This window comes from Serratia sp. (in: enterobacteria), from assembly GCF_052400455.1.
Taxonomy (GTDB): Bacteria; Pseudomonadota; Gammaproteobacteria; order Enterobacterales; family Enterobacteriaceae; genus Serratia; species Serratia ureilytica.
Genome location: NZ_CP185812.1, coordinates 1,726,445 through 1,747,400, shown reverse-complemented (window position 1 = coordinate 1,747,400; position 20,956 = coordinate 1,726,445). Strand labels below are relative to the sequence as shown.

Below are 20,956 nucleotides of genomic sequence, written 5' to 3'. Positions count from 1 at the left end.
ATTTCCGACATAAAAAAAGCGCCCGCAGGCGCTTTTTTCAAATGCTTTGCCGTTTAACCGATGTATTCCAGGCCGCCCATATAAGGACGCAGCACTTCAGGCACCTGAATGCGACCGTCGGCCTGCTGGTAGTTTTCCAGCACCGCCACCAGCGTACGGCCGACCGCCAGGCCGGAGCCGTTCAGCGTGTGGACCAGACGCGGCTTCTTGTCGGCCTTGCTGCGGCAGCGAGCCTGCATGCGGCGCGCCTGGAAGTCCCACATGTTGGAGCAGGACGAGATCTCGCGGTAGGTGTTCTGCGCCGGCAGCCACACTTCCAGATCGTAGGTCTTGCAGGCGCCGAAGCCCATGTCGCCGGTGCACAGCAGCACCTTGCGGTAAGGCAGGTTCAGCAGCTGCAGCACTTTCTCCGCATGGCCGGTCAGCTCTTCCAGGGCATCCATCGAATCTTCCGGACGGACTATCTGCACCATTTCGACCTTGTCGAACTGGTGCATACGGATCAAACCGCGGGTGTCACGGCCGTAAGAACCGGCTTCCGCACGGAAGCATGGCGTGTGCGCGGTCATCTTCAGCGGCAGAGTTTCCTCTTCCACGATCTCGTCGCGCACCAGGTTGGTCAGCGGCACTTCCGCCGTTGGGATCAGCGCGTAGTTGCTGCTGTCGGCTTCTTCTTCCAGCGGGCGGGTATGGAACAGGTCTTCGCCGAACTTCGGCAGTTGGCCGGTGCCGTACAGCGTGGCGTGGTTGACCAGGTAAGGCACGTAGGCCTCCAGGTAGCCGTGCTGTTCGGTGTGCAGATCCAGCATGAACTGGGACAGCGCGCGGTGCATGCGGGCGATTTGCCCTTTCATCACCACGAAGCGCGAACCGGTCAGCTTAACCGCGGCGGCAAAATCCAGCCCGCCGGCCATTTCGCCCAGATCGACATGATCGCGCACCGCGAAGTCGTATTGGCGCGGTTCACCCCAGCGGGTGACTTCCAGGTTTTCGCTGTCGTCTTTACCGTCCGGCACGGCGTCGTCCGGCAGGTTAGGCAGCGTCAGGGCATAATCGCGGATCTCGCTCTGCAGCGCATCCAGTTCCGCCTTGGCGGCATCCAGCTTGTCACCCAGCTCGTTCACTTCGCGACGCAGCGGCTCGATGTCTTCCCCACGCGCTTTGGCCGCGCCGATGGATTTCGATCGGGAGTTGCGTTCCGCTTGCAGCGTTTCAGTTTCTACCTGCAGAACTTTGCGGCGTTCTTCCTGCGAACGCAGCAGATCCAGATCGAGTTTAAAGCCTCGGCGAGCCAGTTTGACGGCGACTGCGTCTAGCTCATTACGCAGCAGATTGGGATCGAGCATGCTAATCCTGTGCTTGTTGTTATTGAAAGAAGTGTTGTTGTTCTATGCGGCTGATTTATAGCCGCATAAAAGAAGAGTGATACCCGCTAACCTTACCGCAACGGCCACGCTAGCGGTAGCGTTTTGTCGGGCTATTTTGATCCTGCTCAGCCAGCCATGCCAACTTTTCGCCGATTTTCCCTTCCAGCCCGCGCGAGGTCGGTTGATAGTAGCGCGTGTTGGCCATTTCGGGCGGGAAGTAGTTCTCGCCGGCGGCGTAGGCGTTGGGTTCGTCGTGAGCGTAACGGTATTCCGCCCCCAACCCCATTTCCTTCATCAGCTTGGTCGGCGCGTTGCGCAAATGCTCCGGCACGTCATAATCGGCCTGCTCTTTGGCGTCGCGCATGGCGGCCTTGAACGCGGTGTAAACCGCGTTGCTTTTCGGCGCGCAGGCCAGGTAAACAATCGCCTGCGCAATGGCGCGCTCGCCCTCCGCCGGCCCCACGCGGGTGAAACAATCCCAGGCGGCGATCGCCACCTGCATGCCGCGCGGATCGGCGTTGCCCACGTCTTCAGAGGCAATCGCCAACAGACGGCGCGCCACATAGAGCGGATCGCCGCCGGCGGTAATGATGCGCGCATACCAGTACAGCGCGGCGTCCGGCGCCGAACCACGCACCGATTTATGCAGCGCGGAAATCAGGTCGTAATAACGGTCGCCCTTGTTGTCGAAGCGCGCGCTGCGCTCGCCCGACACCTCCTTCAGCAGCTCCGGCGTCAGCACCCGCACGCCTTTGGCGTCGAGCTCCGCCATGTCCGCCATCATTTCCAGGCTGTTCAGCGCCCGGCGCGCATCGCCGCCCACCAGCTCCGACAGCAGGCGGCGCGTTTCCGCCGGCAGCTCGACGTTCTGGCCGCCAAAACCGCGCGCCTTGTCGTTCATCGCCTGATCCAGCACCTGGCCGATGTCTTCGGCGGTCAGCGCCTTCAACAAATAGACGCGGGCGCGCGACAGCAGCGCTGAGTTCAGTTCGAACGACGGGTTTTCGGTAGTGGCGCCGATAAAGGTGATGGTGCCGTCTTCAATGTGCGGCAGGAAGGCGTCCTGCTGACTTTTGTTGAAGCGGTGCACTTCATCGACGAACAGAATAGTGCGGCGGCCGGCGTCGCGGTTTTGCCGCGCCCGTTCGATCGCCTCGCGGATCTCCTTGATCCCGGAGGTCACGGCGGAGATCCGCTCGACGTCCGCCTGACCGTAACGGCCGATCAGCTCTGCCAGCGTCGTCTTTCCTGTGCCCGGCGGCCCCCATAAAATCATCGAGTGCAGCTGCCCGGCCTCGATGGCGCGCGGCAGCGGCTTGCCGGCGGCCAGCAGATGCTGCTGGCCGATATACTGCGCCAGCGTGGTCGGCCGCATACGCGCGGCCAACGGCTGGAACTCGTTCTGGGAAAAATCGAGCGACAGATTATTACTCACTTGCACCTCACTGGCGCTGGTCGTCCAGCGTCACCCCCTTCGGCGGGGTAAATTTGAATTTGGCCGGATCGGCGGTGACGTTCTGCTGGCTTTTCAGCGTATAAGCGCTGCGCTGGCCGTCCTGCTCCACCGCGGCGAAGCTGCGGATGGTGCCGCTGTTGGTCACGCTGATGGCGAACTGCTTCAGGTTGCCGCTGGCGGATTTCGGCGTCAGCTCGAAATCATCGCCCTTTTGCTTCACGTTGTACTGCTTCCAGTCGCTGGCATTGTTGCGGGTGATCAGCATAAACGGCGTATTGCCGGTGGCGTTCTTCAGCCAGGTCGCCGTCACCTGCTCAACGAACGGGTTATAGAACCACAGGGTTTGGCCATCGGAGACCAGCACGCTCTCATCGGGTGACGTCATGTGCCAGTTGAACAGGTTCGGCCGCTTCACCCACAGCTCGCCTTCACCCTGTTGCACCGCGGCGCCGTCGGCGCTGGTCACGGTTTGCGAGAAGCTGGCGTGGAAACTGTTCACCTTCGCCAGGCGACTTTGCAGATCCTGTGCGGCGTCGGCCAGCACGGAGGTAGAAGCGAATCCCGAAAGCAGACAGCAGGCAACTAACAGTTTTTTCATTATTCCAGATACCTTATGAAATGCGTTAACCGCAAGGCGGCGCCGTGCGGGTCAAATCAACCCTTTACCCCGTTACTTTACCCGAAGCCGGCGAACGGCCGGTAGGCCAATGTTCCGAGAAGAAACGGGTTTACGCTTCTTTGCACAAGGGCCGCTTAAGCGGCCCTTTCTTATTGAGTTGCAATGGCTAAACGACCATCAATCGTGCCGCGGCGGCGCCAGCACCTCGCGGTTGCCGTTGTGCCCCTGCTCGCTGACGATGCCCTGCGCTTCCATCTGTTCGATGATGCGCGCGGCGCGGTTATAGCCGATGCGGAACTGGCGCTGTACGCCGGAGATGGAGGCGCGGCGTTTATCCACCACGAAATCCACCGCCTGATCAAACAGCGGATCGAGCTCTTCGTCACCGTCCATACTGCCGCCGGCACCGCCCTCGCCGTCTTCACCGCCGCTGAGAATGCCCTCTTTATATTGGGGCCGCTCGCGCGCTTTCCAATCCTTGACCACCGCGTGCACTTCCTGATCGCGCACGAATGCGCCATGTACGCGCACCGGGATCGAGGAGTTCGGCGCCAGATAAAGCATATCGCCCATGCCCAGCAAGGACTCGGCGCCCCCCTGATCGAGGATGGTGCGGGAGTCTATCTTGCTCGACACGGTAAAGGCGATACGCGTCGGGATGTTGGCCTTGATCAGGCCGGTGATCACATCCACCGACGGACGCTGGGTCGCCAGCACCAGGTGGATGCCCGCCGCACGCGCTTTTTGCGCCAGACGGGCGATCAGCTCTTCGACCTTCTTGCCGACCGTCATGATCAGGTCGGCGAATTCGTCGACCATCACCACGATGTACGGCTCTTTCTCCAGCACCGGCGGCGTGATGTCCATGCTGTCGGTCGGTTTCCAGAACGGATCCGGGATCGGACGCCCCATCGCTTCGGCCTGATCGACGCGTTCGTTGTAGCCGGCCAGGTTACGCACGCCCAGAGCTGACATCAGCTTATAGCGGCGTTCCATTTCGCCCACGCACCAACGCAGCGCATTGGCGGCGTCTTTCATGTCGGTGACCACGTCGGTCAACAGGTGCGGAATGCCTTCATAAACCGACAGTTCCAGCATTTTCGGGTCAATCATGATAAAGCGCACTTCTTTCGGCGTGGCCTTATACAGGATGCTCAGGATCATGGCGTTGACCCCAACCGATTTACCGGAGCCGGTGGTACCGGCGACCAGCAAGTGCGGCATTTTGCCCAGATCGGCCACCACCGGCTCGCCGGAGATGTCTTTACCCAATACGATGGACAGCGGCGACGGGTTGTCGCGGAAGGCCGGGCAATCCAGCACCTCGCGCAGGTATACCGTTTGCCGCTTGGCGTTCGGCAGCTCCAGACCGACATAAGGCTTACCGGGGATCACTTCCACCACGCGCACCGCCGAAGTCGACAGCGAGCGCGCCAGATCGCGCGACAGGTTGGAAATGCGCGCCGCTTTAACGCCCGGCGCCAGATCCAGCTCGAAGCGGGTGATGACCGGCCCCGGCAGGATGTCCACCACGTCGGCTTTCACGCGATAATCGGCCAGGCTGGCCTCCACCAGGCGCGCTTTCTGTTCCAGCGCGAAGGAATCGACCGGCTCCACTTCTTTCGGCGCTTCGGTCAGCAGATCCAGCGTCGGCAGAGGCGTGGTCGGTTTCTGCAGCGGCTGATCGTTGCGCATCAGGAACGGGTGAATCAAGCTGTCCATCGCCGGATGCTGCTCAGCCTGAGGTTGCTGAGGCTGCTGCACCTGCGGCTGTTGCTGCGGCTGCTGATATTGCTGCTGCGGCTGTTGGTATTGTTGAGGCTGAGGGTGCGATTGCTGAGGTTGAGCAGCCGGCGCCGCAGGCTCAAACTGGCCGAACGGCACGTCGTCCTCTTGCTCGCTTTCCAGTTCAATGCGCTCTTCAAGCTGCGGCGACAGCGTGAACATCGGCTCGCTCGGGCCATCGTCCACCAGATCCGCCATCGGCGAGAAGCTGAAAGCATTGCGGGTATCGACCGGGCTGGCGGCCGGCGCCTGCGGAGCAGGCTCTTGCTGGCCATAACGCGCCTGCTGCTGCTCGGCGAATGCCTGACGCAGCGCAGCCTCTTGCCGCGCCGCTTCGTCGTCCTGCTGGTCTTCGCCGTAACGCTGGCTCTGTTGCTCGGCGAACGCTTTGCTCAGCTCAGCCTCCTGCTGAGCCTGTTCATCATCCTGCTCCGGCGCGTAGCTTTCGCCGTAGCGCTGGCTTTGCTGCTCGGCGAACGCCTGGCGCAGCGCGGCTTCTTGCAGCGCCTCTTCTTCCTGCGGGTTCGCCGCCGTCAGCTGTTGAGGCTCCGCCTCTGTCTGGCGCTGTTCCTGTTCGGCCGCACGCTGCGAAGGCAGCTTGATACCGTAGGAAGCCAGCTCGCGACGGGTCGGGATGCGCACCGGGTTCGGCCGCGGCAGCTCAGGACCGATGCCCTGCTTAACCTGCGGATTGCCGTCGCTGGTCGCCGTGAAGGCCGGCATAAAGGTCGCCGCCGCAACGCCCGCAGCAGCGGCTGCCGCCGTATCCGGCTGCGGTTTGGCGCCGGTGGCGCTGAAACTGCTCGAACTGCCGATGTCAACGCTGTCACGCTGTGCGGCGGTAAAATCAAAGGGAGAACGCGCCGGCGGCTGCGGCGCGGCCGGCTCTTGCCAGTTACCAAGGCGCGGCTCATCGTAATCCTGATAAGGATCGACAGGACGCGTCGCCTTAGGCGCAGGCGTTTCTTCCGGGATCTCGAAGGAATACAGCGGCGGCGTAGCGTCTTGCGCCGGCGCACTTACCGGGTGCTGATTGACCGAGGCCGGCGCGGCCGGCGCCACCGTTACCGACGGCGCCTGAGCGGCGATCGGCGCAGCGACGGGCTCGTGGATCTCTGCCTTCACCGCCGGTGCAGGCGAAGCCACCGGCGCGCTGGGTGCGGCTTCTGCTTCAAGCTCACCATCGTCGGCGCGCAGGCCGCTGAGCAACGGATCGGCGGCGTCTTCCGCCGCCGCTTTGGCGCTTTCGGTAACCGAAGGCGCGGAGAACAGCACGTCGTCATCTGCGGCCGCGGCTCCGGCGGCGGTCGCGGCAACCGCTGCGGCGGCACCCTTCCCTGCCTGCTCAGGCTCGTCGTCAACGTAACGCTCGTCATCCTCGAAATAGCGCTCTTCGCGACGTGAGCGATTGGTCATCACCGTCGCAACGCCCAACACCGCCCCGCCGATCTTCTCGGCGATCACCAGCCAGGACCAGCCGGTAAACAGCGTCAAACCCGCCGCCCATACGCACAGCAGCGCCAGCGTAGCGCCGATGCCGTTGAACCACGGCAACATGGCGTTGCTCAGCAGGCTGCCGATCACGCCGCCGGAGGCGAAGTAATAGAGATCGTCAACGTTCAGCGCCGCCAACCCACAGGAGGTGAGCACTAACGCCAGGGTGCCGATCAGGCGCAGGGAAAGCGCGAAATAGTCGATGTAGTCTCTGTTGCTGCGTTGGCGATAAGCCGCCCAGCACAGGACCAGCATGATCGGCGGTATCGCGTAGGCGAGCACCCCGAAGGTGAAGAACAGCGTATCGGCCAACCAGGCCCCGACACCGCCGCCCAGATTGTGAATCGGCTCATGCCACGCGGTCTGCGACCAGCTTGGGTCAGACGGGTTGAAACTGACCAACGCAGCCATGAGGTAAACGGCAAAAATCGCTACCACGATAAGCACAGCTTCCAGCAAACGCCGGCCACTGCTGAGTCTTTTCAGGGTAACTTCTTTATCTTCTGTATATTCCTGGCTCAAGAAAGGCTCTCCAGGTTCCTGTTAGCTGACATAGCAACAGCGCCGAGAAACTGCCCCGGCGCCGAAACTGTATGAATAAACAGGAGTGTAACCAATTTAATCAGGTTTTGCACCTGCACCTTACCGTGTTTTGATAACCAGACGGTTACTCTGTTTCACTTCTTCCATCACTACGTAGGTACGGGTGTCGTTAACCCCCGGCAAACGCAGCAAGGTTTCGCCCAGCAATTTGCGGTAAGCCGACATGTCCGGTACGCGGGTTTTCAACAGGTAGTCGAAATCGCCGGAAACCAGATGACACTCCTGAATCTCTTCAAGCTTCTGCACTGCCGAGTTGAATTGCTCAAACACATCCGGCGCGCCGCGGTTCAACGTGATCTCCACGAAAACCAGCAGGGACGCATCCAGATAATGCGGGTTCAGCAATGCGGTATAGCCATGAATGAAACCCTGGCGCTCGAGACGGCGCACGCGTTCCAAACATGGTGTCGGGGATAACCCCACGCGCTTCGAAAGCTCGACGTTCGAAATACGCCCATCCTTCTGCAGCTCATTCAGGATGTTGCGGTCGATACGGTCAAGATCTTTACCCGGGCGTTTCTTGTTGTCTGCCATTATTATTGTCTCTCTTATTTTCTTCCGTGCACTTGCCACACCCTAGCCAACGTCAATGTGTAAGGGTTCGTTCCAAGCGAAGACCCGATGCCTGTCATGTGCTTCTTCACTACCATCATTCCACGCCGCGCAGCCTGTCTGTCCAACTCCGCGCAGCGCCGGCAACGATGTTTCGGTCGAGAAAAAATCAGCAAACGCTTGCGCGCCCTGCTCCGCACTCCCGCTGCGTATCGTCGCCTTGCGGCGCAAATACGTACGATTTGCTGGTGTTACGGGGATAATTTCTTCTTCCTATGATGTTTTCGCAAATGCGCAGCGGATTGTCAAAGTAAAAGAAGCAAAATCAGAACAACGTACCGTCATGAAAAGTCTGCATCCCATTTTTGATTATGAATCGCTGGCTGATAAACCCCGGTCGGGAGCGGCGGAAGCCGCAGAGTGCGCCGTTTTTGCACGGTTGGCGATTCGCTGGCCGAATGCGGCTTTGATAAGTTAAATTTCTGCGTTCGACGACCGATTTACCGACAACGGATGCATTAATAGGCGACAACTATCATACAAATCGTTAACAACGTCGCCCGGCGCTTTTTTTACTGCGCCATTTTCCCTACAATCGGCTTCATTGTCCGCCATTGTGGAATAAAGAGGTTATTCATGGGCACGGCTAAACATAGCAAATTACTGATTCTGGGTTCCGGCCCGGCCGGTTACACCGCCGCCGTCTACGCGGCGCGCGCCAACCTGAACCCGGTGCTGATCACCGGTCTGGAACAAGGCGGCCAGCTGACCACCACCACCGAAGTGGAAAACTGGCCCGGCGACGCCGAAGGCCTGACCGGCCCGGCGTTGATGGAGCGCATGCGCGAGCACGCGGAGAAGTTCCAGACTGAAATCGTCTTCGACCACATCAACAGCGTCGATCTGCAGCAGCGTCCGTTCCGCCTGTTCGGCGACAGCGGTGAATACAGCTGCGACGCGCTGATCATCGCGACCGGCGCCTCCGCCCGCTATCTTGGCCTGCCTTCCGAAGACGCGTTCAAGGGCAAAGGCGTTTCCGCCTGCGCAACCTGCGACGGTTTCTTCTACCGCAACCAGAAAGTCGCAGTGGTCGGCGGCGGCAATACTGCCGTTGAAGAAGCACTGTACCTGTCAAACATCGCCGCCGAGGTTCACCTGATCCACCGTCGCGACAGCTTCCGTTCGGAGAAAATCCTGATCGACCGGCTGATGGAAAAAGTGAAGAGCGGCAACATCGTGCTGCACACCGACCATACGCTGGACGAAGTGCTGGGCGATGAAATGGGCGTGACCGGCGTGCGTATCCGCAGCACCAAAGCGGAAAACGAAACCCGTGAGCTGGAACTGGCCGGCGTGTTCATCGCCATCGGCCACAGCCCGAACACCGGCATCTTCGGCGGTCAGCTGGAGCTGGAAAACGGCTACATCAAGGTGCAGTCCGGCATTCACGGCAATGCGACCCAAACCACTATCCCCGGCGTCTTCGCCGCGGGCGACGTGATGGATCACATCTACCGTCAGGCGATCACCTCCGCCGGCACCGGCTGCATGGCGGCGCTGGACGCAGAGCGTTATCTGGACGGCATCGCCGGCGCAGAAGTCTGCTAAGACGTTTTCATCATCGGCAAAAAGCGGCTCTCGAGCCGCTTTTTTTGTTTCTGGGCTCAGCAATCTCTCTCTCCCATCTGTTATAGCCATATTTGCCCGCTTTATTCTTTTCAGTCTGCCGGGTCACGAGGTAACATGAGGCCTCGCTTGTTTGTCGCCGATTGCGCCAAACACTATTATTTAACAGTACGTTAACCCAGCCCGTAACAAACGGGCGCCGGCGACGCAGACGCATATCTGATGAAAAAAACCAGACAGCAACAGTTAACCCGTTGGCTTAAAACCCAGAGTTCGTTAGCGCAGCGTTGGCTGCGCCTTTCCATGCTGTTGGGGTTGTTCAGCGGCCTGCTGATCGTGGCGCAGGCGTGGCTGCTGGCCAGCCTGCTGCATGCCCTGATCATCGAACATACCCCGCGTGAGCAACTGATCCCTTCGTTTATCTGGCTGGCCATCGCGTTCGCGCTGCGGGCGCTGCTGAGCTGGCTGCGGGAACGGGTCGGTTTTCTGTGTGGGCAGGTGATCCGCCAGCGCATGCGCCGGCAGGTGCTGGATAAGCTGCAGCAGCTCGGGCCGGCCTGGATCCAGGGCAAACCGGCGGGCAGCTGGGCCAGCATCATCGTCGAACAGATCGAGGATATGCAGGACTATTACTCGCGCTATCTGCCGCAGATGTATCTGGCGGTGTTTATCCCGCTGCTGATCTTGATCGCCGTCTTCCCGATCAACTGGGCCGCCGGTTTGATTCTGTTGGCGACCGCGCCGCTGATCCCGCTGTTTATGGCGCTGGTGGGCATGGGGGCCGCCGACGCCAACCGCCGCAACTTTGTGGCGCTGGCGCGATTGAGCGGTAACTTCCTCGACCGCCTGCGCGGCCTGGACACCCTGCGGCTATTCGACCGCGCGCAGGCCGAAACCGCGCAGATCGCCAAATCCTCCGAAGACTTCCGCAGCCGCACCATGGAAGTGCTGCGCATGGCCTTCCTCTCCTCCGGCGTGCTGGAGTTCTTCGCGTCGATCTCCATCGCCGTAGTGGCGGTGTATTTCGGCTTTTCTTACCTCGGCGAACTCAACTTCGGCAGCTATGGCCTCGGCGTAACGCTGTTTTCCGGTTTTCTGGTGCTGATTCTGGCACCGGAGTTCTTCCAACCGCTGCGCGATCTCGGCACCTTCTATCATGCCAAGGCGCAGGCGGTCGGCGCGGCGGAAGCGCTGGAAACCTTCCTCAGCGCCGAAGGCGAGCAGATGGGCAACGGCACGCGGAAGTTGCCCGCCGATCAACCGCTGACGCTACAGGCGAACGAATTGGAAATTCTGTCGCCGAACGGCGTGTTGCTGGCCGGGCCGCTGAGTTTCACCCTGCAACCGCAGCAGCGCGTGGCGCTGGTCGGGCTGAGCGGCGCCGGCAAAAGTTCGCTGCTCAATCTGCTGCTCGGCTTCCTGCCCTACCGTGGATCGTTGACCGTCAACGGCATCGAACTGCGTGACCTGTCCGCAGAGAACTGGAGGCAGCAGCTGAGCTGGGTCGGGCAAAACCCGCACCTGCCGGCGCAAACCTTGCGCGCCAATATCCTGCTGGGCTGCCCGCAGGCCGACGAAACGCAGCTGCAGCAGGCGGTGGAACACGCCTACGTCAGCGAGCTGTTGCCGTATCTGCCGCAGGGGCTCGACACCGAAGTGGGCGATAACGCCGCCCGCCTGTCGGTCGGCCAGGCGCAGCGCGTGGCGGTCGCCCGGGCGCTGATCGGCCCGCGCCGCTTGCTGCTGCTCGATGAACCGGCCGCCAGCCTCGATGCCCATAGCGAACAACGAGTGATGCAGGCGTTGAATGCCGCTTCGCATCAACAAACCACCCTGCTGGTGACGCATCAGCTGGAAGATACCGAAGACTACGATCAGATTTGGGTGATGGATAACGGGCGTATCGTGCAGCAGGGCGATTACGCCACCCTCAGCGCCCAACCGGGCCTGTTCGCCACTCTGATCGCCCACCGCCGCGGGGAGCTTTAATCATGCGCGTGTTGCTGCCGTTTTTGGCGTTGTATCGCCGCCATAGCCTGCTGATTAGCCTGGGCATCATTTTGGCGATCGTCACCCTGCTGGCCAGCATCGGCCTGCTGGCGCTCTCCGGCTGGTTCCTGGCCGCCTCTTCGCTGGCCGGATTGGCGGGCCTGCTGACCTTCAACTACATGCTGCCCGCCGCCGGCGTGCGCGGCGCGGCGATCTTCCGCACCGCCGGGCGCTACGCCGAGCGCGTGGTCAGCCACGACGCTACCTTCCGCGTGCTGTCGCACCTGCGGGTGTTCACCTTCAGCAAGATCCTGCCGCTGACGCCGGGCGGCATCGCCCGTTTCCGCCAGGCCGACCTGCTCAACCGCCTGGTGGCGGACGTGGACACGCTGGATCATCTTTATCTGCGGGTGATCTCGCCGCTGATCAGCGCGGCGGTGGTGATCCTGGTCGTCACTTACGGCCTGAGCTGGCTGGATCCTGCGCTCGCCCTGACGCTGGGCGGCATTCTGCTGCTGTTGCTGCTGCTGGTGCCGCCGGTGTTCTATCGCGCCGGCAAACCGATCGGCGGCCAACTCACCGCGCTGCGCGGCCAATACCGCACCGACCTGACCGCCTGGCTGCAGGGGCAGGCGGAACTGGTGGTGTTCGGCGCCGTCAACGACTTCCGCCAGACGCTGAACGCCACCGAACAGCGGTGGCAACGCCGCCAGTGGCAGCAGGCCTCGCTGAGCGGCAAGGCGCAGGCGCTGATGATCCTCGCCAGCGGGCTGACGGTGACGCTGCTGCTGTGGCTGACCGCCGCGGGCATCGGCGGCGATACCCAACCCGGCGCGTTGATCGCGCTGTTTGTCTTCGCCGCGCTGGCGTCGTTCGAAGCGCTGATGCCGGTGGCCGGCGCCTTCCAGCATCTCGGTCAGGTGATCGCCTCCGCCACGCGGGTCAAACAGATCATCGATCGCCAGCCGGAAGTCACCTTCCCTGCCGCCGGCCCGGCCGCGGCCGACCGGGCGCAGCTCAGCCTGCAGCAGTTGAGTTTCACCTACCCCGATCAGCCGCAGCCGGTGCTGCGCGACGTTACGCTCGAGGTGGCGGCCGGCGAACACATCGCCTTGCTCGGCCGCACCGGCTGCGGCAAGTCCACCCTGCTGCAGCTGCTGACCCGCGCCTGGCGCACCGACGGCGGAAAAATTCTGCTCAACGGCGAACCGCTGGAGGATTATGATGAAACCACGCTGCGCCGAACGACCACTGTCGTCAGCCAGCGAGTGCATATCTTCAGCGATACGCTGCGGGAAAACCTGCGGCTGGCCGCACCGAATGCCGACGACGCTCGCCTGAGTGACGTCCTGCAGCAGGTGGGGCTCGGCAAATTGCTGGCCGGCGACGGCGGACTGAACGCCTGGCTCGGCGAAGGCGGCCGGCAGCTGTCCGGCGGCGAACAGCGCCGTCTGGGCATCGCCCGCGCGCTGCTGCATCCGGCCCCGCTGCTGCTGCTTGACGAACCGACCGAAGGGCTGGACGCCGAAACCGAGCAGCAGATCCTGGCGCTGCTGCGCCGGCATTGTCAGGGCAAGACGCTGATTCTGGTGACGCACCGCCTGTACGGCCTGGAACATCTCGACCGCATTTGCGTGATGGACGACGGCCGGATTGTCGAACAGGGCAATCACGCGACCCTGATGCGCCAGCAGGGCCGCTATGCCCGCTTTCGCAACCGTATCAGCAACCTGGCGCCGTAATCGGCCCGTAGAGGACGCAGAGACCCTGTATGCGCATCGTTAAGCTTTCCCCCCAGTCGCTGGCGTTTCCCTCGCCTGAGGGCGCTCTGCGCGATCCCAATGGCCTGCTGGCGATCGGCGGCGATCTCACGGCGCCGCGGCTGCTGGCGGCCTACGAGCGCGGCATCTTCCCCTGGTATTCGCCGGGAGAGGCCATCCTGTGGTGGTCGCCCGACCCGCGTGCGGTGCTGTTCCCGGCCGAGTTTCATCTTAACCGCAGCCTGAAACGCTTTTTGCGCCACGATCCGTTTCGCATCACGCTCAATCACGACTTCGCCGCGGTGATCGCCGCCTGCGCCCACCGGCCGGATGAAGGCACCTGGATCGGCCCGGAGGTGCAGCGCGCCTATCAGCATCTGCATCGCCTCGGCTACGCGCACTCGGTGGAGGTCTGGCAGGATGATCAACTGGTTGGCGGCATGTACGGCGTGGCGCAGGGCGCGTTGTTCTGCGGCGAATCGATGTTCAGCCGCGTCACCAACGCCTCAAAATGTGCATTGATGGCCTTTTGCCGCCATTTTGCCGCTTATGGCGGGGAATTGATTGACTGCCAGGTGCTGAACGCTCACACTGCCCGCCTTGGCGCGCGTGAAATTCCGCGCCGTCAATTCTTGCAGCAGCTCAGCACCCTTCAACGGCGGCCTTTGGCACCGGCGTGCTGGGAGCCGCAAGTCATATCCCCACAGCCGGTTGAACCGCCCTATCCAGTAAACTAATTGATGGAAACGGTGCAATGTTCACCGACACATCTTTACATAATGGGGGTTTTTCGGCATTATCTTGCCGGTTAAAAACTAAGGTAGTTAGACCTAGAGGATTCGATGGCCAAAGAAGACAATATTGAAATGCAGGGCACCGTTCTTGATACGCTGCCCAACACCATGTTCCGCGTTGAATTGGAAAACGGGCACGTGGTAACCGCACACATCTCCGGTAAAATGCGTAAAAACTATATCCGCATCCTGACGGGCGACAAAGTCACTGTAGAGCTGACCCCGTACGACCTGAGCAAAGGCCGCATTGTCTTCCGTAGCCGTTAATCGGCTCATCGCGCGCCACACGCTGGCGGCATCGAGGATGTAATCCCTCGGGAGCCCTTTCCGTTTACCCCCGCAGCGACGTTAAACAACGGGTTGCAGGTGCGCAGGTAAACTGAGAGGGCTCACTCGTTTCTGTTGTACGGTGAATCTCACCCATAAAAAAAAGCGATGCCGAAGCATCGCTTTTTCTTTGCCTGCAGGCAGCCTTAGTGCACCGCGCCCTCGTCCGCCTTGCGCTTGGCGGCGCTGAGGAAGTGGTAAGTCAGCTGTTTCTTGTCCTTGTCCAGCTCGACCTTCACGGAACCGCCGTCCACCAGCGAACCGAACAGCAATTCGTTGGCCAACGGTTTCTTCAGGTTTTCCTGCATGACGCGCGCCATCGGACGAGCGCCCATCGCACGGTCGTAGCCCTTCACCGACAGCCAGTCGCGCGCTTCGTCGCTCACTTCCAGCGAGACGCCCTTCGCATCCAGCTGCGCCTGCAGTTCGACGATAAACTTGTCGACCACCTGCTGGATCACCTCGGTAGACAGATGGTTGAACCAGATGATGTTGTCCAGACGGTTGCGGAATTCCGGCGTAAACACCTTCTTGATCTCTTCCATCGCGTCGGTGCTGTTGTCCTGCTGCACCAGGCCGATCGACTTGCGTTCGGTTTCCCGCACACCGGCGTTGGTGGTCATCACCAGGATCACATTGCGGAAGTCCGCCTTGCGGCCGTTGTTGTCCGTCAGCGTGCCGTTGTCCATCACCTGCAGCAGCAGGTTGAACACGTCCGGGTGCGCCTTCTCGATCTCATCGAGCAGCACCACCGCATGCGGATGCTTGATCACCGCATCGGTCAGCAGCCCGCCCTGATCGTAACCGACGTAGCCCGGAGGCGCGCCGATCAGACGGCTGACGGTATGCCGCTCCATGTACTCGGACATGTCGAAACGCAGCAGCTCGATATCCATCGCCTTGGCCAGCTGTACGGTGACCTCGGTTTTCCCGACCCCGGTCGGCCCGGCGAACAGGAAGGAGCCGACCGGCTTGCGCTCGTGGCCCAGACCGGCGCGGCTCATCTTGATCGCTTCCGTCAATGCTTCGATCGCCTGATCCTGGCCGAATACCAGCATCTTCAAGCGATCGCCCAAGTTTCTCAGCACGTCGCGATCGCTGGCCGACACCGTTTTCTCCGGGATGCGAGCGATACGCGCCACCACGGATTCGATATCGGCCACGTTGACGGTTTTCTTGCGCTTGCTGGCCGGCATCAACCGGCTGCGGGCGCCCGCCTCGTCGATCACGTCAATCGCCTTGTCCGGCAGATGGCGATCGTTGATGTATTTCACCGACAGCTCCACCGCGGCGCGGATCGCCTTGGCGGTATAACGCACGTCGTGGTGCGCTTCATACTTGGTCTTCAGGCCGTTGATGATCTGGACGGTCTCTTCCGCCGTCGGTTCGGTGATATCGATCTTCTGGAAACGGCGCGCCAGAGCGCGATCCTTTTCGAAGATGTTGCTGAACTCCTGGTAGGTGGTCGAGCCGATCACCCGGATCTTGCCGCTCGACAGCAGCGGTTTGATCAGGTTGGCGGCATCCACTTGCCCGCCGGAAGCCGCACCGGCGCCGATGATGGTGTGAATTTCATCGATGAACAGGATGCTGTTCTGATCCTGTTCCAGCTGCTTGAGCAGCGCCTTGAAGCGTTTCTCGAAGTCGCCGCGGTATTTGGTGCCGGCCAGCAGTGAACCGATATCCAGCGAATACAGCGTGCAGTCCGCCATCACTTCCGGCACGTCGCCCTGCACGATACGCCAGGCCAGGCCTTCGGCGATGGCAGTCTTGCCCACGCCGGATTCGCCGACCAGCAGCGGGTTGTTTTTACGACGACGGCACAGCACCTGAATCGCGCGCTCCAGCTCACGATCGCGGCCGATCAGCGGATCGATGCCGCCCACACGGGCCAACTGATTGAGGTTGGTGGTGAAGTTTTCCATACGGTCTTCCCCTCCGGACTGCTCTTCGTTCACCGGGTTTTCCGCATTCGGCGCTTGGCCCGGCTCGTCTTTACGCGTGCCATGTGAAATGAAGTTCACCACGTCGAGACGGCTGACGTCGTGCTTGCGCAGCAGATAGGCCGCCTGCGATTCCTGCTCGCTGAAAATAGCCACCAACACGTTGGCACCGGACACTTCGCTGCGGCCGGAGGATTGCACATGGAAGACCGCGCGCTGCAGCACGCGCTGGAAGCTGAGCGTCGGCTGAGTGTCGCGCTCTTCTTCGCCGGCGGGCAGCGTCGGTGTGGTTTGTTCGATGAAGGCTTCCAGCTCCTGGCGCAACGCGGCCAGATCCACCGTACATGCCTCAAGCGCTTCTCGCGCGGCAGGGTTGCTCAGCAACGCCAGCAACAGGTGCTCCACGGTCATAAACTCGTGTCTGTGCTCACGCGCCCTGGCGAAAGCCATGTTGAGACTGAGTTCCAGTTCTTGATTGAGCATAAGCACCTCCCCAATAGATTGCCTTATTCAGGCTTTTTCCAGCGTACAAAGCAACGGATGCTCGTTCTCCCTTGCGTACCGGTTCACATGGACGACTTTGGTTTCCGCCACCTCGGCGGTAAAAACACCACAGATCGCCTTGCCTTGATAGTGGACCGTGAGCATCAGTTGCGTTGCGCGTTCAATATCATAAGAAAAGAACTTTTGCAGAACGTCAATCACAAATTCCATCGGTGTGTAATCGTCGTTGTTAAGTATAACTTTATACATAGACGGCGGTTTTACCGCATCGATTTGTTTTTCTTCGGCCAAGTGTTCAAAATTTAGCCAATCGTTGTTATTGCCCATCGCTGCTCATCTTCTCTGCTCTGCCCTCTGATATGGGGACAGGTTTCGGTTATTCAAAGTGGGGATAGTTACTATTTTATCATCTTCGGCATCGTCCCGCCGCACTGTAACGTGCGCAAAAAAACGGGCCAATTGTGACTGAATCGTGGCAATAGCGTTACCTGCTTCAAACTTTGGTGAACTGCTCCCCGCCGACAAAAGCCGATCCCTTGACGCCCCGATCATTTGCTCTAGAGTGTAAATTCGTGGCTGGTGGTCTTTTAACCACCCCTTGTCCACCCTGCTACTCGCCCACGGCGAGTGCGAAATCAGTTATTCATCTCACTTAAAATAGCGTTGCGAGGGATGTAAAAGCATGGAGACGGGTACTGTTAAATGGTTTAACAACGCCAAAGGTTTTGGCTTCATCTGCCCAGCCGGCGGCGGCGAAGATATTTTCGCGCATTATTCCACAATCAAGATGGATGGTTACAGAACGTTAAAGGCGGGCCAGCAGGTCAGCTTTGACGTGCATCAAGGGCCCAAAGGCAACCATGCCAGTCTTATTGTGCCAGTGGAAAGCGAGGCGCTGTCCTAAACGCTTCCGGCAGCGTCGCGCTGCACTGACTCTGACTGCGATAAAAATGCCAGCCGCCGTGTGACTGGCATTTTTTATGCCTGTGACTTACTCGCGCGCCAGCGCATCGATCGGATTCAGCCGCGCGGCATTGCGCGCCGGCAGATAGCCGAACACCACGCCGATGCCGGTGGAACAGAGGAACGCGCTCAGCAACGCCGCCGGCGGGAAACTGATCTGCCAACCCGGCAACACCAGCTGCACCGCCAAACCGATAGCGAACGACAACGTAATCCCCAGCGCGCCCCCCACCAGGCAGACCAAGACCGCCTCGATCAGAAACTGCTGCAACACATCGCCGGAACGCGCGCCCACCGCCATGCGGATGCCGATCTCGCGCGTGCGCTCGGTCACCGACACCAGCATGATGTTCATCACGCCGATGCCGCCCACCACCAGCGAAATCACCGCCACCAGCGTCAGGAACAGCTGCAGCGTGCGAGTGGTTTTCTCCGCAGTTTGCACCAGGCTGTCCATGTTATAGGTGAAGAAATCCTTCTTTCCGTGGCGCAACGTCAGCAGACGCGACAGCTGTTGTTCCGCTTCCTTGCTGTCGTAGCCGTCGCGGATGCGCACGGTGATCGAATCGAAATAGCTGTTGCCCATCAGCCGGTTGGCCATGGTGCTGTACGGCACCCACACGTTCAGCGTCTTGCTGCTGCCGAACATCGACTGCTTCTCTTTAGCCACGCCGACCACCGTCGCCGGCATGTTGCCCACCAGGATCACCTCGCCCACCACGTTTTTTTGGTGCGGGAACAGCCGCCGTTGGGTATTGGCGTCGATCACCACCGTCTGCGCCTGTGACTGCACCTGCATCGGGTCGATGCCGACGCCTTGGGTAAAGCTCATGCCGTACACGCGGAAGAACTGCTCGCTGACGCCGTTGACGTTGGCCGCCGCGTCGACGTTACCCAGCCGCAACCGCATGCTGCTGCTGATGCTCGGCGACAGCGCGCTGATGTACGGCTGTTCGCGCAGCGCGTCGAGATCGCCGTATTTCAACGATTGCCGGTAGGTCGGATCGTCGTCGCCGAAGTCCTTGCCGGGGTAGATATCGACGGTGTTGGTGCCGATCGATTTGATGTCCGCCAGCACCATCTGCTTGGCGGCGTCGCCGATCACCAGGATCGATACCACCGAGGCGATGCCGATAATGATGCCGAGCATGGTCAGCGCGGTGCGCATCTTGTTGGCCGCCATCGCGCGCCAGGCCATGACCAGCGCTTCGCGAAAGCGGCCGCCCATCTGCCGCCAGGAAGGCGCCGCGGCGGCCAGCGTCAGCGGCTTGGCCTGGGCATCCTCCGACGGCGCCGGACGGGAATCGGCGATGATTTCGCCGTCGCGGATCTCGATGATCCGTTCAGCCTGACGCGCCACCGCCGGATCGTGAGTCACCAGGATCACCGTGTGGCCCTGGGCGCACAACTGTTTGAGGATCGCCATCACCTCTTCGCCGGAATGGCTGTCGAGCGCGCCGGTCGGCTCATCCGCCAGGATCACCTGCCCGCCGTTCATCAGCGCGCGGGCGATACTGACGCGCTGCTGCTGGCCGCCGGAAAGCTGGCTCGGCCGATAGTTGACGCGCTCCCCCAGCCCCAGACGGCGCAACAGCGCCTCCGCCCGTTCGCGCCGCGCCGCTTTGCCCAGCCCGGCGTACACCGCCGGCACCTCGACGTTATGCGCCGCGCTCAGGTGCGGCAGCAGATGATAACGCTGAAAGATAAAGCCGAAATGCTCGCGCCGCAGCTGCGCCAGCGCATCGTCGCTCAGCGTCGCCACGTCCTGGCCAGCCACCCGATAGACGCCGGCGCTCGGCTTGTCCAGGCAGCCGAGAATGTTCATCAGCGTCGATTTGCCGGAACCGGAAGCCCCCATGATCGCCACCATTTCACCGGCGTCGATGCTCAGACTGATCCCCTTCAGCACCTCCACCGTCTGCTCGCCGGAACGGTAGCTGCGGCGAATGCCGTTCAGCTGCAACAGCGCCGCCATCAGCCGGCCTCCACGCCGCCGCGGCTGACGATCACCTCATCACCCGCCTCGAGCCCGCTGAGGATCTGCACATCGATATTGTTGCGCAGGCCGATGGCCACCTCACGCTTCTCTTCCTTGCCCTGTTTCAGCACCGAAACGTGGTAGCGATTGTCGGCGATCTGATCGCCCAGCGCCGCCAGCGGGATCACCAGCGCCTGCTGGACGCCGGCCAGCTGAATGTGCACCTGCGCCGTCATTTGCAAGCGCAGCAGCCTTTCCGGGTTGGGCACTTCGAAACGCGCGTAATAGAAGATGGCGTTGTTGACCTTTTCCGGCGTCGGCTGAATGTCTTTCAGCACGCCGTCGAAGCGCCGGGTCGGATCGCCCAGCACCGTGAACCAGGCCTTCTGACCCGGCTTGAGGTTAATGACGTCGGCCTCCGAGACCTGCGCCTTCACCAGCATGGTGCCGAGATCCGCCAGCGTCAGAATGTTCGGCGCCTGTTGCGCCGCGATCACCGTCTGGCCCTGCAGCGTGGTGATCTGCACCACGTCGCCATCCATCGGCGCTTCGATGCGGGTATAGGCCAGATTGATCTTGGCGGTATCCAGGCTGGCCTGGTTGCGGGCGATCTGCGCATTGATGGTGCCTACCTGCGCCTTCTTCACCGCCAGCTGCGTCGCCGCCTGATCCAGATCCTGACGCGATACCGCCTGCAGTTTGGCCAGCGCCTGGTTGCGCTGCAGCGTAACCGCCGCCAGCTGCTGTTCCGCCTGCGCCTGCAGCAGTTGCGCATGCAGCTCGCGCAGCGTCGCCTCGCCTTCACGGATGCTGTTCTGCGCCTGTTGCGGATCGATAACCCCCAGCAACTGACCTTTTTTCACCTTGTCGCCGATCTCGACATACAGCTTTTCCAACTGCCCGCTGACCTGCGCGCCGACGTCAACCTTGCGCACTGCGTCCAGCTGGCCGGTCGCCAACACGTTCTGCTGCAGATCGCGCTTGGTGACCTTTACCGTTTTGAAATCGGTCGGCGCCGGATGGCGGAAGTGCCAAACGGCCGCCGCGGCAATCGCCGCAATCACCGCCAGTGCGAGTATCCAGCGGCGTTTATGTCCTTTAAACCCTGTCAAAATTGACCTGCCTGTGCTTGTGAATATCGACCGCCCATTGCGGCGGCGGAGCTAAATTAGCACGCACCGTAGGGAATAACTAAA

The 20,956-nt window shown here is 61.2% G+C and carries 16 protein-coding genes; 7 read left to right on the top strand and 9 right to left on the bottom strand.

Going from position 1 to position 20,956, the window contains the following annotated elements; translation table 11 throughout:
- Positions 1–53 precede the first annotated feature (53 nt).
- The 5 genes from serS to lrp form a co-directional block, all read right to left on the bottom strand.
- Complete coding sequence (gene serS / locus ACORQT_RS08340; protein WP_033642556.1) at positions 54–1,346, bottom strand: serine--tRNA ligase; 1,293 nt, start codon at positions 1,344–1,346, stop codon at positions 54–56.
- Between the two features lie 109 nt (positions 1,347–1,455).
- Positions 1,456–2,742, bottom strand: a complete 1,287-nt coding sequence (locus ACORQT_RS08335) for a replication-associated recombination protein A (protein ID WP_046897122.1) — start codon at positions 2,740–2,742, stop codon at positions 1,456–1,458.
- Between the two features lie 67 nt (positions 2,743–2,809).
- Complete coding sequence (gene lolA, locus ACORQT_RS08330; RefSeq protein ID WP_033642555.1) at positions 2,810–3,421, bottom strand: outer membrane lipoprotein chaperone LolA; 612 nt, start codon at positions 3,419–3,421, stop codon at positions 2,810–2,812.
- 198 nt (positions 3,422–3,619) lie between these two features.
- Positions 3,620–7,243 (bottom strand): DNA translocase FtsK 4TM domain-containing protein, encoded by a 3,624-nt coding sequence (locus ACORQT_RS08325; RefSeq protein WP_444859357.1) that lies wholly within the window; start codon positions 7,241–7,243, stop codon positions 3,620–3,622.
- A gap of 120 nt (positions 7,244–7,363) precedes the next feature.
- Positions 7,364–7,858: a leucine-responsive transcriptional regulator Lrp gene (gene lrp, locus ACORQT_RS08320; protein ID WP_004928318.1), complete on the bottom strand. Its 495-nt coding sequence runs from the start codon at positions 7,856–7,858 to the stop codon at positions 7,364–7,366.
- Positions 7,859–7,913: 55 nt separating this feature from the next.
- Between lrp and ACORQT_RS08315 the strand changes: the two genes are divergently transcribed.
- The 6 genes from ACORQT_RS08315 (at position 7,914) to infA (ending at position 14,312) form a co-directional block, all read left to right on the top strand.
- The gene (locus ACORQT_RS08315) at positions 7,914–8,354 is read left to right on the top strand and encodes a hypothetical protein (protein WP_129993320.1); all 441 of its coding nucleotides are present in this window, start codon (positions 7,914–7,916) and stop codon (positions 8,352–8,354) included.
- A gap of 158 nt (positions 8,355–8,512) precedes the next feature.
- On the top strand, positions 8,513–9,484 hold the full coding sequence (gene trxB, locus ACORQT_RS08310) for a thioredoxin-disulfide reductase (protein ID WP_019454557.1): 972 nt from the start codon (positions 8,513–8,515) through the stop codon (positions 9,482–9,484).
- 240 nt (positions 9,485–9,724) lie between these two features.
- Entirely contained in the window at positions 9,725–11,491 is a 1,767-nt protein-coding gene (cydD, locus tag ACORQT_RS08305; protein ID WP_089196844.1) for a heme ABC transporter permease/ATP-binding protein CydD, read from the top strand.
- 2 nt (positions 11,492–11,493) lie between these two features.
- A complete protein-coding gene (gene cydC / locus ACORQT_RS08300; protein ID WP_164057334.1) occupies positions 11,494–13,233 on the top strand; it encodes a heme ABC transporter ATP-binding protein/permease CydC in 1,740 nt (579 codons plus the stop codon).
- A 29-nt stretch (positions 13,234–13,262) separates the two neighbouring features.
- Complete coding sequence (aat, locus tag ACORQT_RS08295) at positions 13,263–13,988, top strand: leucyl/phenylalanyl-tRNA--protein transferase (protein WP_033650663.1); 726 nt, start codon at positions 13,263–13,265, stop codon at positions 13,986–13,988.
- 105 nt (positions 13,989–14,093) lie between these two features.
- On the top strand, positions 14,094–14,312 hold the full coding sequence (infA, locus tag ACORQT_RS08290; RefSeq protein ID WP_002211347.1) for a translation initiation factor IF-1: 219 nt from the start codon (positions 14,094–14,096) through the stop codon (positions 14,310–14,312).
- Between the two features lie 206 nt (positions 14,313–14,518).
- On the opposite strand, the gene clpA is transcribed toward infA, so the two are convergent.
- Positions 14,519–16,798, bottom strand: coding sequence for an ATP-dependent Clp protease ATP-binding subunit ClpA (gene clpA / locus ACORQT_RS08285; protein ID WP_025302261.1), 2,280 nt, complete (start codon positions 16,796–16,798; stop codon positions 14,519–14,521).
- Between the two features lie 27 nt (positions 16,799–16,825).
- Positions 16,826–17,146 carry an ATP-dependent Clp protease adapter ClpS gene (gene clpS / locus ACORQT_RS08280; protein ID WP_004928347.1) on the bottom strand — a complete coding sequence of 107 codons (321 nt, stop codon included), beginning with the start codon at positions 17,144–17,146 and terminating at the stop codon, positions 16,826–16,828.
- Positions 17,147–17,501: 355 nt separating this feature from the next.
- Here clpS and cspD point away from each other — a divergent pair, with 355 nt between their 5' ends.
- Positions 17,502–17,723, top strand: a complete 222-nt coding sequence (gene cspD, locus ACORQT_RS08275; protein WP_004928349.1) for a cold shock-like protein CspD — start codon at positions 17,502–17,504, stop codon at positions 17,721–17,723.
- Between the two features lie 87 nt (positions 17,724–17,810).
- On the opposite strand, the gene macB is transcribed toward cspD, so the two are convergent.
- Complete coding sequence (gene macB / locus ACORQT_RS08270; protein WP_033642549.1) at positions 17,811–19,757, bottom strand: macrolide ABC transporter ATP-binding protein/permease MacB; 1,947 nt, start codon at positions 19,755–19,757, stop codon at positions 17,811–17,813.
- Positions 19,757–20,872: a macrolide transporter subunit MacA gene (gene macA, locus ACORQT_RS08265; protein WP_033642548.1), complete on the bottom strand. Its 1,116-nt coding sequence runs from the start codon at positions 20,870–20,872 to the stop codon at positions 19,757–19,759. Before macA ends, macB begins: the two co-directional genes overlap by 1 nt.
- Positions 20,873–20,956 lie beyond the last annotated feature (84 nt).

Excerpts from the sequence above, each read along its gene's own strand:
- serS (WP_033642556.1), bottom strand. The coding sequence starts at position 1,346 with ATGCTCGATCCCAATCTGCTGCGTAATGAGCTAGACGCAGTCGCCGTC.
- ACORQT_RS08335 (WP_046897122.1), bottom strand. The coding sequence starts at position 2,742 with ATGCGGCCGACCACGCTGGCGCAGTATATCGGCCAGCAGCATCTGCTG.
- lolA (WP_033642555.1), bottom strand. The coding sequence starts at position 3,421 with ATGAAAAAACTGTTAGTTGCCTGCTGTCTGCTTTCGGGATTCGCTTCT.
- lrp (WP_004928318.1), bottom strand. The coding sequence starts at position 7,858 with ATGGCAGACAACAAGAAACGCCCGGGTAAAGATCTTGACCGTATCGAC.
- ACORQT_RS08315 (WP_129993320.1), top strand. The coding sequence starts at position 7,914 with ATGTGTAAGGGTTCGTTCCAAGCGAAGACCCGATGCCTGTCATGTGCT.
- trxB (WP_019454557.1), top strand. The coding sequence starts at position 8,513 with ATGGGCACGGCTAAACATAGCAAATTACTGATTCTGGGTTCCGGCCCG.
- cydD (WP_089196844.1), top strand. The coding sequence starts at position 9,725 with ATGAAAAAAACCAGACAGCAACAGTTAACCCGTTGGCTTAAAACCCAG.
- cydC (WP_164057334.1), top strand. The coding sequence starts at position 11,494 with ATGCGCGTGTTGCTGCCGTTTTTGGCGTTGTATCGCCGCCATAGCCTG.
- aat (WP_033650663.1), top strand. The coding sequence starts at position 13,263 with ATGCGCATCGTTAAGCTTTCCCCCCAGTCGCTGGCGTTTCCCTCGCCT.
- infA (WP_002211347.1), top strand. The coding sequence starts at position 14,094 with ATGGCCAAAGAAGACAATATTGAAATGCAGGGCACCGTTCTTGATACG.
- clpA (WP_025302261.1), bottom strand. The coding sequence starts at position 16,798 with ATGCTCAATCAAGAACTGGAACTCAGTCTCAACATGGCTTTCGCCAGG.
- clpS (WP_004928347.1), bottom strand. The coding sequence starts at position 17,146 with ATGGGCAATAACAACGATTGGCTAAATTTTGAACACTTGGCCGAAGAA.
- cspD (WP_004928349.1), top strand. The coding sequence starts at position 17,502 with ATGGAGACGGGTACTGTTAAATGGTTTAACAACGCCAAAGGTTTTGGC.
- macB (WP_033642549.1), bottom strand. The coding sequence starts at position 19,757 with ATGGCGGCGCTGTTGCAGCTGAACGGCATTCGCCGCAGCTACCGTTCC.